The organism is Dongia mobilis (genome assembly GCF_004363235.1).
Classification (GTDB): Bacteria; Pseudomonadota; Alphaproteobacteria; order Dongiales; family Dongiaceae; genus Dongia; species Dongia mobilis.
The window spans coordinates 534,652-549,131 of record NZ_SNYW01000007.1 but is presented as its reverse complement, the minus strand read 5'-3'; the positions used below and the strand labels follow the sequence as shown (position 1 = coordinate 549,131).

Genomic DNA, 14,480 nt, shown 5'->3' with positions numbered 1-14,480 from the left:
GCCGGCGCGATCCAGAGCTCGGAGGCGGCTGCCCAGGTTGGCCCGCCTCCTTTCATCGACAGATCAGCAAAGGCCCGCGCATGACCGCCGCCGCCACATCCGCCCACGCGCCCAATCCTGACGAGACCCCGACAGCCACCGCGCTGATCGTGCTGGCCGACGGGACGGTGCTGAAGGGCCGCGGCCTCGGTGCCGAGACCAAGGCGGTCGGCGAGATCTGCTTCAACACCTCGATGACCGGATATCAGGAGATCATGACCGATCCCTCCTATGCCGGGCAGATCATCAACTTCACCTTTCCCCATATCGGCAATGTCGGCGCCAACCCGGAAGACGTCGAGACCCAGATGGTGGCAGCCAGGGGCTGCATCCTCAACCTCGACATCACCGAACCATCGAACTGGCGCAGCGCCCAGCATTTCGACGCCTGGCTGAAGGCCAACAACCTGCCCGCCATCGCCGGCATCGACACCCGCGCCCTCACCCGCCGCATCCGCGATGCGGGGGCGCCCAATGGCGTCATCGTGCACCAGGCCGATGGGCTATTCGACATCCCGGCGCTGGTCGCCGAGGCCAAGGCCTGGCCCGGCCTCGACGGCATGGACCTCGCCAAGGACGTCACCTGCCACCAGACCTATCATTGGGAAGGCGGCCTGTGGCGAATCGCGGGTGGCTACCAGGCGGCACCCAAGCCGCGCTTCAAGGTTGTCGCCATCGATTACGGTGCCAAACAAAACATCCTGCGCTGCCTCGCCGATGCCGGCTGCGACGTCACCGTGGTGCCGGCGACCGCCACCACCGACGACGTGCTGCGCCACCAGCCGGACGGGGTGTTCCTCTCCAACGGCCCGGGCGACCCGGCAGCGACCGGCCAATACGCCGTGCCGGTGATCAGGGACCTGATCGCCAGGGACCTGCCGATCTTCGGCATCTGCCTCGGCCACCAGATGCTGGCCCTGGCGCTGGGCGGCAAGACGCGCAAGATGGGCCTCGGCCATCGCGGCGCCAACCATCCGGTCAAGGATCTGGAAACCGGCAAGGTCGAGATCACCAGCCAGAACCACGGCTTCGAGGTGATGGCGGAAAGCCTGCCGGCGGATGTCGCCATCACCCATCGTTCGCTGTTCGACGATTGCGTCGAGGGCCTTGCCATGAAGTCGAAGCCGGTGTTCTCGGTGCAGTACCACCCCGAAGCCTCGCCGGGGCCGCAGGACAGCCACTACCTGTTCCACCGCTTCGTCGAGAACATCGCGAAGAGCAAGGCGAAGTGATCAATCATGCCCAAACGCACTGACATCAAATCGATCCTCATTATCGGCGCCGGGCCGATCGTCATCGGCCAGGCCTGCGAGTTCGATTATTCGGGAGCGCAGGCGTGCAAGGCGCTCCGGGCCGAGGGGTACCGGGTCATCCTGGTGAATTCCAATCCGGCCACCATCATGACCGACCCGGATCTGGCGGACGCCACCTATGTCGAGCCGATCACGCCGGATGTGGTCGCCAAGATCATCGAGCAGGAAAAGCCGGATGCGGTGCTGCCCACGATGGGCGGGCAGACGGCGCTCAACACCGCGATGGCGCTGCATAAATCCGGCAAGCTGGTGGAACTCGGCGTCGAGCTGATCGGCGCCAACGCCAAGGCCATCGACATGGCCGAGGACCGCTTCCTGTTCCGCGAGGCGATGGACCGGATCGGCCTGGAGAGCCCGCGCGGACGCCTCGTCGCCAACATGGAGGAGGCGCTGGAGGCGCTGGAATATGTCGGCATTCCGGCGATCATCCGCCCTTCCTTCACGCTGGGCGGCACCGGCGGCGGCATCGCCCAGACGCGCGAGGATTTCATCCGCATCGTCGAGGGCGGCCTCAAGGCCTCGCCCGTGGGCGAGGTGCTGGTCGAGGAATCGGTCCTGGGCTGGAAGGAATTCGAGATGGAGGTCGTCCGCGACAAGGCGGACAATTGCATCATCGTCTGCTCGATCGAGAACATCGACCCGATGGGCGTCCATACCGGCGATTCCGTGACCGTCGCACCCGCACTGACCCTCACCGACAAGGAATACCAGGTGATGCGCAACGCCTCGATCGCGGTGCTGCGCGAGATCGGCGTCGATACCGGCGGGTCGAACGTGCAGTTCGCGGTCAATCCGGAAAACGGCCGCCTGGTCGTCATCGAGATGAATCCGCGCGTCTCGCGCTCCTCCGCCCTCGCCTCCAAGGCGACCGGCTTCCCGATCGCCAAGATCGCGGCGAAGCTGGCGGTGGGCTATACGCTGGATGAACTCGCCAACGACATCACCAGGGTGACGCCGGCCAGCTTCGAGCCGACCATCGACTATGTCGTCACCAAGATGCCGCGCTTCACCTTCGAGAAGTTCGCCGGTGCCGAACCTGTCCTCTCTACGTCGATGAAATCGGTGGGCGAGGCGATGGCGATCGGCCGGTCCTTCGCGGAATCGATCCAGAAGGCGCTGCGCTCGATGGAAACCGGCCTCACCGGCTTCAACGAGGTGACGCTGGAGGGCGAGGACAAGCCGACCATCCAGGCGCAACTGGCGAAGCAGACCCCGGACCGGCTGCTGGTGATCGCCCAGGCCCTGCGTGCCGGCCTGACAGTCGAGGAAATCTGCGACGCCTCGAAATTCGATCCCTGGTTCGTCCGCCAGGTCGAGGCGATCGTGGCGGCCGAGGCCGCAGTGAGGAAGAACGGCCTGCCGCAGACGAAACCCGGCCTGATGCGCCTCAAAAAAATGGGCTTCTCGGACGCGCGCCTGGCACAGCTCGTCGGCCGGAAGCCGGCCGAGGTGACGGCGCATCGTCTCGCCCTCGACCTGCACCCGGTCTACAAGCGCATCGATACCTGCGCCGGCGAATTCGCCTCCGACACGCCCTATATGTATTCCTGCTATGAGGGCGACGGCATCGAGCCGGCCGAGAACGAGGCCGGGCCATCCGACCGCAACAAGGTGATCATCCTGGGCGGCGGGCCTAACCGCATCGGCCAGGGCATCGAGTTCGACTATTGCTGCGTCCATGCCGCCTACGCCCTCAAGGAAGCCGGCATCGAGACCATCATGGTCAATTGCAACCCGGAAACGGTCTCGACCGATTACGATACCTCGGACCGGCTCTATTTCGAGCCGCTCACCGCCGAGGACGTGATCGAGATCGCGCGGCTGGAGCAGAGCAAGGGCCGGCTGCTGGGCTGCATCGTGCAGTTCGGCGGGCAGACGCCGCTGAAACTGGCAGCCGCCCTCGAAGCCGCGAAGGTCCCGATCCTCGGCACCTCGCCGGATGCGATCGACCTTGCCGAGGACCGCGAGCGCTTCCAGCAACTGCTGCACAAGCTGAAATTGCGCCAGCCGAAGAACGGCATCGCGCGCTCATCCGAAGAAGCCGAGCGCGTCGCCAGCGAGGTCGGTTATCCGGTGGTCATCCGCCCCTCCTATGTGCTGGGTGGCCGTGCCATGGAGATCGTGCACGAGACCGGGCAGCTCAGGCGCTATATGCGCACCGCCGTGCAGGTCTCCGGCGACAACCCGGTACTGATCGATTCCTATCTCGAGGATGCGATCGAGGTGGATGTCGACGCCATCGCCGATGGCGGGCAGGTCTATGTTGCCGGCATCATGGAACACATCGAGGAAGCCGGCATCCATTCCGGCGATTCCGCCTGCTCGCTGCCGCCCCATACCCTGCCGCTGCAGGTGATCGCCGAGCTGCGCGCCCAGGCGGAAGCGCTGGCCAAGGGTCTCAACGTGGTCGGCCTGATGAACGTGCAGTTCGCGATCAAGGGCGCCGACATCTATGTGCTCGAGGTCAATCCGCGGGCCAGCCGCACCGTGCCCTTCGTCGCCAAGGCCACCGGCCTGCCGATCGCCAAGATCGCCGCGCGCGTGATGGCGGGCGAGAAGCTGGCCGCCTTCGATCTCGATACCAGCCTGCGCCACCATGTGGCGGTGAAGGAAGCCGTCTTCCCCTTCGCGCGCTTCCCCGGCGTCGACATAATCCTGGGGCCGGAGATGCGCTCGACCGGCGAGGTGATGGGGCTCGATTCCAATTTCGCCCGCGCCTTCCTGAAGGCGCAATTGGGCGCCGGCCTCAACCTGCCGAAGAGCGGCACGGTCTTCATTTCGGTGAAGGACAAGGACAAGGCGGCGATCACGCCGGCCGCCAAGCGCCTGCTGGAAATGGGCTTCGACATCTGCGCGACACCGGGCACCGCCGCCTATCTCAGAAACCAGAACCTCAATGTCCGCGCCATCAACAAGGTGCACCAGGGCTCGCCGCATATCGTCGATGCCATGGAACGCAGCGAGATCAAGCTGGTGTTCAATACCGTGGCGGGGAACAAGGCGGTCTCGGACAGTTTCAGCCTGCGCCGCGCCGCCCTGACCGGCCAGATTCCCTATTTCACCACCCTGGCCGGCGCCAAGGCGGCAGTGGATGCCATCGGCGCCCTGGCGGCAGGGGAGCTTGCAGTCGCGCCGCTGCAATCGTACTTTAAGAGTTGAGAGCCGGGGCGGTCGCCATTTACGCGGCGGTCGTCCGGGGCTATTCGGCGGGACCAGAGGTCCCGTGTCCTCTGGACAAATCAGGCCCAACGGGCTGACACGATTGGTTTTTTAGAGCCAGCCGTGCGCCCGGGGGGTTGTTTTGCTTTTTTGGGCCGCGCCGGAAAAGAGCAGCGGCCGGATTGGAACGAGAATGGTGAAGATCCCGATGACGGCGGATGGTTTCGCCCGCCTGGAAGAGGAACTGAAGCAGTTGAAGACGGTCGAGCGGCCGGCGGTCATCCGCGCCATTGCCGAAGCGCGCGAACATGGCGACCTCAGCGAAAACGCCGAGTATCACGCCGCCCGCGAGCGCCAGTCCTTCATCGAGGGCCGTGTCATGGAGCTCGAGGACAAGATCTCGCGCGCGGAAGTCATCGATGTCGCCAAGCTGACCGGCGACCAGGTCAAGTTCGGCGCCACCGTGACGCTGATCGACGAGGATACCGAAGAGGAAGCGGTCTACCAGATCGTCGGCGAGGACGAGGCCGACATCAGCGCGCGGCGCCTCGCCGTGACGGCGCCGCTGGCCCGCGCCCTGATCAACAAATCGGTCGGCGAATCCGTCGAGGTCACGACCCCTGGCGGCTCCAAATCCTATGAGATCGCCAAGGTCCAGTTCAAGTAAACGGGGCGGCACCCGGATGCGACACGGCCGCCGGATCGCCGCGATCCTGGCGGCCGTTTGCTTCTGGACCCAGCCAGCGCCGGCGCAGGAGCCGCGCGACTACACCCTGGCCCTGTCCTGGCAGGCGGGCTTTTGCGCGATGCGGAGCGACGACGCATCCTGCGACGCGCCCGCAGATTGGGCTGGGCGGCATTTCACGCTGCACGGCCTGTGGCCGAATGTCGACCGCAATGGCGATGGCCGGTTCAACGCAGACGACAATTACTGCCTGCTCGAGCCCGATCGCCGGCGCAATATCGACCGGCGCTGGGAGGAGCTGCCGCCGCCCGAATTGAGCGACGCCACCCGGCTGGATCTGGAACGCGTCATGCCGGGAACCGCATCCCTGCTCGAGCGGCACCAATGGGTGAAGCACGGCACCTGTTCGGGATTCAACGCGGAGCGCTATTTCCGCGCCGCCATCGACCGGACCGAAGATCTGGCCGCGACCGAATTCAGCCGTTTCGTCGCCGCGCAGGCCGGCCGCACGGTGAGCCGGCGCGAATTGCTCGACCGGTTCGAACTCGATTTCGGCAAGGGCAGCGGCCGCGCCCTGCGCCTCTTCTGCAAACGGCCGGAGGGTGCCGTCGTCCTGGCCGAGATCCGCCTCGGCCTGCGCAGCCACCGGATCGAACTGCCGATGACGCGCGGCTCGCTCGCTATACCGGTTTACCCCCAGCGCAGCACCTGCCCGACGCAGTTTCTGATTCCGGCGCCGGGTTCCTGAGACCGCCGCGGGCAGCTACCTCGTGCCGGCGCTCGTTTGGCGTCAGCAGGGCGAGCAGCACTTGCAGCAGCGCGGCGGCCAGGATGACGGCGTAGATCGCGGCGAAGCTTCCGGTCGTCTCGCGCAGATGCCCGCCCGCCACATTGCCGACAAGGCCACCGAAACCGAGGGCGATATTGCCGAGACCGAAAAGCAGCGTGGCGGCCCCTGGCGAATGGACCAGGCTGATATAGGCCGGCACCAGCCCGAAGATCGCATAGAAGGCGAGCGCAAAGAGGCTGACGGCCAGCATGGCCGTCATGGCAATAGGCAGGGCCAGGAGCAGAAGCGCCAAGAGCAGTGCCGCGGCACCGGAAAGCAGCAGATAGGCCGCCACCATCGCCCATTTGACCGAAATGCGATCCGCCAGCAGACCGAACAGAAACCCGCTCGCCATGCCGATTGCCCCGATGACGCTCCAGAGTGAACTGGCAAGGGCGAGGCTCGCGCCGAGTTCCTCCCGCAAAGTCGCCACGAGATAAGTCTGGAACGGCATGCAGGCGAGGCCGGTGCAGAACATGGTGATGACCAGCAGGATGGTGCGCGGGAGCGCGATCTCGCCCCAGCGCCCGGCTACTGCGCCAGCCACCGCCCCAGCCTCTGCCCCGGCCTCTGCCGGCCGGCCGGTGCGCTGGACCGCCATGGCCGCAGTGACCGGCAGGCGGCGAAGGCGCAGCAGGCCGACCAGCAACAGGCTACAGGCGGCGATCCCGACCGCGACCCAAACCCCGCGCCAGCCGCCGGTCGCGACAATGGGTGGAATGACGAGGCCGTTGACGAAGACGCCGTAGGCGGTGCCGCTCGACATCAGGCCAAGCGCCTTGGCACGGTGGCGCGCCGGGATCACGTCCTGGGCCACGGCAACCATCGGCACCCAGACAGAAGCGGCACCGGCACCCATCACCGTCAGCAACCCGGTCAGGTGCCAGAGCGCATCCCCCGCCGGTAGCCGGCTCATCAACAGGAGCGACAGCGCCGTTGCCGCCGCGGAGCCCAGAATGACGCGGACGGGCCCCAGCCGCGTGGCCCAGATGCCGCTGAGCAGCGAGGCCGCGAGAAAGCCCGCCTGGGCCACACCCGTGGCGAGGCCGATATCGCCATAGCCGAGGCCGAGATCGCCGCGCATGTCGGCCGCCAGGCTGGCAAAGAGGTAGATGCCGAAGCCATAGGCCGATGCGACGAAAGCGGTGAACAGAAGCGTTGCCTCGACGGGCGACAAAATGCCGCGACCGGTGCTATGGCTGATGGTCATGGGGCGGGGTTCCTGGTTCCTGCATTTGTGCTGCCGCCAGCATGGCCGGGCACACGGAACCGCCACAAACGAGTTAACTCCCGATTTGAGGTGAAATGGAGTCATGCGACGCGATCTTGCGCAGATGACGTTTCCGGGCAGCGCCGCCCTGCGCGCCTTCGAGAGCGCCGGCAGGCTCGGCAGTTTCAAGCGCGCGGCGGTGGAACTGAAACTGACCGAATCGGCGATCAGCCACCAGATCCGTCGATTGGAGCGGGACCTCGGCCACGAGCTGTTTGTGCGGGGCCACCGACAGGTGAAACTGACCCCGGCCGGACGCGCCTATCTCGACGTGGTGCAGCAGGCGCATCGGGACATACTTGGCGCCACGCTGTCGCTGGATGGCTCCGGGTCAGCCCTGGTGCGGCTCAGCCTGCTGCCGGCGCTGGCGCAATACTGGCTGGTGCCACGCCTCGGCAGGCTTCGCGAAAGATTGGGAAGCGTAAATGTCGCCGTCTTCGTCTCCAGCGATCTGGTCGACCTCGACCGGGACGAAATCGACCTCGCCATCCGCTATGGCACCGGCACCTGGCCGCGCGCCCGGGTGCAGCACCTGATGGACGAAATGACCTTCCCAGTCGCCGCTCCGTCCCTGGCCCGGCGGCTCGGCAGGAACGGCATCGCCGCATCCGGCCTGCCGCTCATCCAGAACCTGCAGCACCCCGAGGAATGGGCGCCCTGGCTGGCCGCGACCCTGCCGCGCGACCTGATCCGCCTTGAAAGCTCGCCACTGGTGCTGGAAACGGCCAAGGCCGGGCTCGGCATCGCCATCGGCCGCCGGCCCTTCGTCGACAACCTGCTGCTTGACGGATCGCTGAAAAAGATCGGGCAGGACGAACTGCCAAGCGGCAAGGGTCATTTTCTCCTGAGCGCCGCCGGGCGTGCCGCCAACCGCCCGGCCATCCGGGCTGTGATCGACGCCTTGCTCGAACTCGCCGAAACCCGCTGAGCGGGCGGCAAAAGAAAAGCCCCGCGCCATGCGGCGCGGGGCCCTCGATACCAATCTGCGGAAGACTTAGAGGCTGGCAAGCTCGCTGTCGTAGAGGCCGAGCAATGCACCGACATCCTCGGAATCGCAGCCCTTCTTCTCGACCAGCACGCGGGTGTCGGTCTTGGCCGCTTCGATCAGGGTCAGACGCTGACCGGCCGGGATCTCGTAATTGATCTTCTGGTCGATATAGGTCGACACCTTGCTCCAGGTCGCCGGATCCAGCTTCATATCGCGGCAGACTTCCGCCGCGCGGATGGCCTGATGATACTGGCTGTACATGGCGTTCATATCCTGCGCGGCGGCAAGGCCGGCGGTCCCGAGAACACTGCCGGTCACCAGGGCAGCCGCCGCGAGGCGGGTCACGATGCTCTTCGACATGGTACTTTTCCCTCTGTTGAGCCCATGGATTGAAAAACCGGGGTTAGTCTCCTGCGCCCGGCGGCAGAATTCAACAGGAATTTGCCACAATCCCGGGGGATTAACAGCACATCCGCGGGCCGGTTCCGGGGTGGCTGGAACAAAATCGGTCCGGAAATTCGTACCGGGCCGGGAGGCGACTCGAAAGTGGCGGCTATGATGCCGCACCCTGATCCGCCGCCCCGATTGGACTGAATTGCCCATGCGCCGCACCACCCGCTTCCGCCAGTTGATCGACCGCCCGGAAATCCTGCTGCTGCCTGGCGCCCATGACGCACTGGCTGCGCGCCTCATCGAGCTAGCCGGTTTCGAGGCCTTGACCGCGGGCGGTTATGCCGCCCATGCGACCCTGCTGGGCGCGCCGGATATCGGCCAGCTGGGCCTGGCCGAAATGGCCGACCACTATGCGCGACTGTGCGACGCTACCGACCTGCCCCTGCTGGCCGATGCCGATACCGGCTATGGCACCTCGATCAATGCTGCCCGTACCGTGCGCGCCTATGAGCGCGCCGGCGTCGCCGCCCTTTTCATCGAGGACCAGGTGGCGCCGAAGCGCTGCGGCCATATGGATGGCAAGCGCGTGGTGCCGGTGACCGAGATGATCGCCAAGCTGAAGGCGGCGACCGACGCCAGGGTCGACCAGGATCTGGTCATCATGGCACGGACCGATGCCCGGGCCATCGAGGGGCTGGAAGCGGCGATCGAGCGCGCCCAGATCTACCGCGAGGCGGGCGCCGATTTGATCTTCGTCGAGGCGCCGCTCACCGTCGACGAGATGGCCCGCATCTGCAGCGAAATCCCTGCCCCCTGCATGGCCAACCATGTCGAGGGCGGCAAGACGCCGCTGCTTCCCGCGGCACAGCTCGAGGATATCGGCTATGCCTGCGTCGCCTATCCGGTGGCGGCCACCTATGCGGTCGCGCATCACCTGCGGCACCTCTATACCGCGCTGCGGGAGAGCGGCGACACAGCCTCCCTGCGGGGCGACATGACCAGTTTTGCCGGCTTTCACGACATCGTGCGCCTGCCCGCCTTGCGCGAAATGGAGCGGGCCAGCGATGGTTTCGCGCGCGACCTGATGGAGCGGGTCGCCGCGCGCGGACCAAGTTCCTCGGACTGATCTCCCGGGCCGACGCGATCGATTCCTTGCCGCGCCGCCTGAGCCGGCCCCTGTAAATTGGCCCTGCTAACGGTCCGGGATTGCCCGTGGGGCCGTCTTGCGACGTTAGTCTTAGTGCGGCGGCGCGCAAAGTGTCTCGACCGCACTGTCGCCTTGACCTAGTCTTTTGGCCAGGTCGGGGAAAAACCGGCCTCAAGCATCAATGCGGAAGAATTCGCTCCATGATCCAAAGCCTGGGAGGCATGCATGTCAAAGCGGGAGAAGAGTACCCAGCGTAAGTCCCAAGAAACCGACGCGTCGCGCCGCAAGTTCCTCGGCGCCGCAGCCGCCGCCGGTGTCGGCGCGGCGGCCCTTGCCGCGCCCAATGTGGCGCGCGCGCAGGATCCGGTGGTGATGAAATGGCAGAGCACCTGGCCGGCCAAGGACATCTTCCACGAATACGCCCTGGATTTCGCCGCCAAGGTGAACGCCATGTCCGGCGGGCGCCTGAAGATCGAGGTGCTGCCGGCCGGCGCCGTGGTCAAGGCCTTCGACCTGCTCGATGCGGTCAGCAGCGGCACGCTCGATGGCGGCCATGGCGTCATCGCCTATTGGTACGGCAAGAACTCGGCGCTGGCCCTTTGGGGTTCCGGCCCGGCCTTCGGCATGGACCCCAACATGCTGCTGTCCTGGCACTACTATGGCGGCGGTCGCGAGTTGCAGCAGGAGATCTATTCGAGCCTCAATATCAACGTGGTCTCGCTGCTCTACGGGCCGATGCCGACCCAGCCGTTGGGCTGGTTCAAGAAGCCGGTGGCGAAACCAGAGGACCTGCAGGGGCTGAAGTTCCGCACCGTCGGCCTGTCGATCGACATCTTCACCGCCCTCGGCGCGGCAGTGAACGCGTTGCCCGGCGGCGAGATCGTGCCGGCGATGGATCGCGGCCTGCTGGACGCGGCCGAGTTCAACAACGCCACGTCCGACCGCATACTGGGTTTCCCCGACGTCTCCAAGGTCTGCATGCTGCAGAGCTTCCACCAGTGCTCGGAGCAGTTCGAGATCCTGTTCAACAAGGCGAAGTACGACGCCCTGCCGGAAGACCTGCGCGCCATCATCGACCATGCCGCCGCGGCGTCATCAGCCGACATGTCGTGGAAGGCGGTCGACCGCTATTCCCAGGACTACCAGGCGCTGCAGGCCGACGGGGTGAAGTTCTACAAGACGCCCGACAGCGTCCTGCAAGGCCAGCTCGACGCCTGGTCGAAGATCATCGAGGCGAAATCGGCCGAGAACCCGATGTTCAAGAAGGTGCTGGATTCGCAGCGCGCCTTCGCCGAGCGGACGGTTCGCTGGCAGAGCGACACGCTGGTCAACTTCCGCATGGCCTATAACCACTTTTTCGCCAAGGGCTGAGCGGCATCGGCCGAGCGGGGTCCGGCGAAACCGGGCCGGACCCCGCTTTGCTTTCCCGCCGCGCCGATCACTGCACGGGACGCCGATGCGGACATTTCTCGGATGGATTGACCTGTTGAGCATCTGGTCCGGGCGGCTTTGCGCCTGGTCGATCATTGTGCTTACCCTGATGATCAGCTGGGAGGTCTTTTCACGCTATGTCCTGGGGACACCCCATGCCTGGGTGTTCGACGCGCAGGCGATGCTGTACGGGCTGCTGTTCATGATGGCCGGCGCCTATACCCTAGCCCAGGGCGGGCATGTGCGCGGCGACGTGCTGTATACGTTCTTCCGGCCGCGTGTGCAGGCCTCGATCGACCTCATCCTCTATATCTTCTTCTTCGTGCCGGGCGTCGTCGCCCTGGCCTGGGCCGGCTGGATCTTCGCGGCCGAATCCTGGGCGATCAACGAGCACTCCTCGATCTCGGCCGACGGCCCGCCGATCTATCCCTTCAAGACGGTCATCCCGATTGCCGGCGGCCTGCTGCTGCTGCAGGGTTTCGTCGAAATGGCGCGCTGCGTGGCCTGCCTCAGGCTCGGCAAATGGCCGCCGCGCGCCGGAGATGTCGCCGAGGTCGACGTCGAAAAACTCAAAGAGATGGTCCATGTGAGCGACGCCGACATCGCCGCCCTCGATCGTTATGTCACCGGCGCGGAAACCGGGGAAGACAGGGGCGCGCGCAGCCGATGAGAAAGGAATTGTGGTTCGGCTTCACGCTGATGGCGATCATCCTGATTGGCGCCGCCGTTATCCTGCCGCCGCCGTCGGAGATGGAATCCGGTCATCTCGGCCTCCTCATGCTGGCGCTGATCGTGGTCAGCATCATGCTGGGATTCCCGACCGCCTTCACGCTGATGGGCCTCGGCATGGTTTTCACCTGGATGGCCTTCGACTTCAACACCACCCATACCCTGACATTGATGGTCCAGCGAACCTATGGTGTGATGTCCAACGACGTCCTCATCGCAGTGCCGCTGTTCGTCTTCATGGGTTATCTGGTCGAACGCGCCAACCTGATCCAGCGCCTGTTCACCAGCCTTCATCTTGCCACCGCCTGGCTGCCGGGCTCGCTGGCGGTGGCAACGCTGATCACCTGCGCCATCTTCGCCACGGCGACCGGTATCGTCGGCGCGGTCGTGACGCTGATGGGGCTGCTGGCCTTCCCGGCCATGCTGAAGGCCGGCTATGACATCCGCCTTTCGGCCGGTGCCATCACGGCCGGTGGCTGCCTCGGCATCCTCATTCCGCCATCGGTGCTGCTGATCGTCTATGGCGCCACGGCCGGCGTGTCGGTGGTGCAGCTTTATGCCGGTGCCTTCTTTCCAGGCTTGATGCTGACGGCGCTCTATGTCCTCGCGGTGGTGCTGGTATCCTGGATCTGGCCGAAGCTGGCGCCGCCGCTGCCGCCAGCCGAACGCGAGGTCGTACTGCCACCGCTGCTCGCCAGCCTCTCGGGCGGCCGGCGGCATAGCTGGGCGCCGTTGCGCCTGCTGCGAGCCGCCTTCGGCCAGGGACCGGTCAGCGCCGCGCCGCGGGTCTGGCGGGAGTTGTTGTTGCTGGCCATTCCCGCACTCACCTTCGCGCTGCTGATGGGTCTGGTCTATCGTGGCATCACCGAACCCCCGGAGGCATTCGACAGCGGATTGGTGGAGATGGGCAGCGGCGCCGACAACTGGTCGGATGCCGGCGGTCTCGCCGAACCACCGCTGGCGGACGGTCTCGCGGAGCCGCCCGTCGAGGGCGGATTAGCCGAGCCCCCGCTCGGTGACACCCTGGCAGAGCCGCCGCTTGGCGATGCGCTGGCCGAGCCGCCATTGGCAGTACCCGAACCGACCCTGTCGGAGCCCGTGGCGGAGCAACCGGCATCGACGGAAGCTGCAGACAGTCCGGCGCGCGTTCCGGCACCCGGGATCTATTGGTGGGTATTGGCGGCGGGCATCGCGTGCCTCGGCGTCTTCTATGCGCTGCTCAATTTCCCGCGCTACCAGATCTACCGCCTGCTGCTGCAATCCTTCGTGCCACTCTCGGTGCTGATCCTCGCCGTCCTGGGCTCGATCGTCTTCGGCCTGGCGACGCCGACCGAAGCTGCAGCGATCGGCGCCCTGGGCGGCGCCCTTCTTGCCGTCGCCTATCGGCAGATGAACTGGGTGGTGCTGCGGGAATCGGTCTATCTCACGGCCAAGACCTCGGCCATGGTCTGCTGGTTGTTCGTCGGCTCGGCCATCTTCTCGGCCGCCTTCGCCTTGCTGGGCGGACAGGATCTGATCGAGAATTGGGTGCTGGGCCTCAACCTGACGCCGATCGAGTTCATGCTGCTTTCCCAGGTGATCATCTTCATCCTGGGCTGGCCGCTGGAATGGACCGAGATCATCGTCATCTTCATGCCCATCTTCATACCGTTGCTGAGCCATTTCAATATCGACCCGCTGTTCTTCGGCCTGATGGTGGCGCTCAATCTGCAGACCGCCTTCCTGTCGCCGCCGGTCGCCATGGCCGCCTTCTACCTGAAGGGCGTGGCGCCGCCGCATGTGACGCTTAACCAGATCTTCGCCGGCATGATTCCGTTCATGCTGATACAGGTCGTCGCCATGTTCCTACTCTACATGTTCCCGGCGATCGGCCTGTGGCTGCCCAGCGTCATCTATCGGTGACGCCGCTTTCCGACCGGCTCGAGGTCGGGAATATCGAAGCGGTCGAAGCCTTCATAGGATTCGCTGGCGACGAAACTGCCCGCCGGATCGGCGCCGCGCCAGAGCGGCAGAATGCAGAATTCGTAGGTCGAGACCTTGCCGTCCAGGAAGCTGATCCGATTAGTGCCGATGACCGGTTCCCGGCGGTCATGGACGTGGGCGTAGCAGTCCGACCAGTCGACGCTGTCGCGGGCGCCGTAGTTGAGTTCGTCAAGATACCTGCCGGAGAAGTCGAGGCGGCTGAATTCGGCGACGCTGGTGCCGACCAGGCGGAAGCGCACACGGAACGGCGCGGATTCGATGTCGCCGAGGATGAGGAAGGGCAGGATTTCGACGATCGCCGCCGGGTCGATATCGGTGCGGTGGAACCGCCGTGCGGCACTATTGGCCCGCCAATAGGCGAACAGGCGACGCGTCGCGCGCATCCGCGCCTGGTCGAGATCGACGAACGGACGGAAGCCGCTCGGCATATCCGACGCCTCACTCACGCGTGCCCGCCGCGGGAGAGCTGCATGACTTTTTTCCTCGAAGCCAACCGCCCGGATCGGCGCGGGGC

General features: G+C 65.6%; 12 protein-coding genes. 9 read left to right on the top strand and 3 right to left on the bottom strand.

The window, feature by feature from the left end; genetic code table 11:
• Positions 1-80 precede the first annotated feature (80 nt).
• The 4 genes from carA to A8950_RS08240 all read left to right on the top strand — a co-directional run bounded on the left by carA (position 81) and on the right by A8950_RS08240 (position 5,944).
• Complete coding sequence (gene carA / locus A8950_RS08255; protein ID WP_133613146.1) at positions 81-1,271, top strand: glutamine-hydrolyzing carbamoyl-phosphate synthase small subunit; 1,191 nt, start codon at positions 81-83, stop codon at positions 1,269-1,271.
• Positions 1,272-1,277: 6 nt separating this feature from the next.
• A complete protein-coding gene (gene carB / locus A8950_RS08250; protein ID WP_133613145.1) occupies positions 1,278-4,511 on the top strand; it encodes a carbamoyl-phosphate synthase large subunit in 3,234 nt (1,077 codons plus the stop codon).
• Between the two features lie 193 nt (positions 4,512-4,704).
• Positions 4,705-5,178, top strand: a complete 474-nt coding sequence (greA, locus tag A8950_RS08245) for a transcription elongation factor GreA (protein ID WP_133613144.1) — start codon at positions 4,705-4,707, stop codon at positions 5,176-5,178.
• Positions 5,179-5,194: 16 nt separating this feature from the next.
• Positions 5,195-5,944: a ribonuclease T2 family protein gene (locus tag A8950_RS08240; RefSeq protein ID WP_166645063.1), complete on the top strand. Its 750-nt coding sequence runs from the start codon at positions 5,195-5,197 to the stop codon at positions 5,942-5,944.
• Here the strand turns inward: A8950_RS08240 and A8950_RS08235 are convergent.
• A complete protein-coding gene (locus tag A8950_RS08235; RefSeq protein WP_166645062.1) occupies positions 5,877-7,235 on the bottom strand; it encodes an MFS transporter in 1,359 nt (452 codons plus the stop codon). The genes A8950_RS08240 and A8950_RS08235 overlap by 68 nt on opposite strands.
• Before the next feature lie 103 nt (positions 7,236-7,338).
• Here A8950_RS08235 and A8950_RS08230 point away from each other — a divergent pair, with 103 nt between their 5' ends.
• Entirely contained in the window at positions 7,339-8,223 is an 885-nt protein-coding gene (locus A8950_RS08230) for a LysR substrate-binding domain-containing protein (protein WP_133613141.1), read from the top strand.
• Between the two features lie 66 nt (positions 8,224-8,289).
• On the opposite strand, the gene A8950_RS08225 is transcribed toward A8950_RS08230, so the two are convergent.
• A complete protein-coding gene (locus A8950_RS08225; protein WP_133613140.1) occupies positions 8,290-8,643 on the bottom strand; it encodes a hypothetical protein in 354 nt (117 codons plus the stop codon).
• Positions 8,644-8,884: 241 nt separating this feature from the next.
• On the opposite strand from A8950_RS08225, the gene A8950_RS08220 reads away from it, so the two are divergent.
• The 4 genes from A8950_RS08220 (at position 8,885) to A8950_RS19795 (ending at position 13,885) form a co-directional block, all read left to right on the top strand.
• Complete coding sequence (locus tag A8950_RS08220) at positions 8,885-9,802, top strand: isocitrate lyase/PEP mutase family protein (protein WP_133613139.1); 918 nt, start codon at positions 8,885-8,887, stop codon at positions 9,800-9,802.
• 246 nt (positions 9,803-10,048) lie between these two features.
• On the top strand, positions 10,049-11,194 hold the full coding sequence (locus A8950_RS08215; RefSeq protein ID WP_133613138.1) for a TRAP transporter substrate-binding protein: 1,146 nt from the start codon (positions 10,049-10,051) through the stop codon (positions 11,192-11,194).
• A 115-nt stretch (positions 11,195-11,309) separates the two neighbouring features.
• Positions 11,310-11,924 carry a TRAP transporter small permease subunit gene (locus A8950_RS08210; RefSeq protein WP_208109792.1) on the top strand — a complete coding sequence of 205 codons (615 nt, stop codon included), beginning with the start codon at positions 11,310-11,312 and terminating at the stop codon, positions 11,922-11,924.
• Entirely contained in the window at positions 11,921-13,885 is a 1,965-nt protein-coding gene (locus A8950_RS19795) for a TRAP transporter large permease (RefSeq protein WP_133613136.1), read from the top strand. The genes A8950_RS08210 and A8950_RS19795 overlap by 4 nt, the downstream gene beginning before the upstream one ends.
• On the opposite strand, the gene A8950_RS08200 is transcribed toward A8950_RS19795, so the two are convergent.
• The gene (locus tag A8950_RS08200; RefSeq protein ID WP_133613135.1) at positions 13,876-14,412 is read right to left on the bottom strand and encodes a PAS domain-containing protein; all 537 of its coding nucleotides are present in this window, start codon (positions 14,410-14,412) and stop codon (positions 13,876-13,878) included. The two genes, A8950_RS19795 and A8950_RS08200, sit on opposite strands and share 10 nt — an antisense overlap.
• Positions 14,413-14,480: the final 68 nt, after the last annotated feature.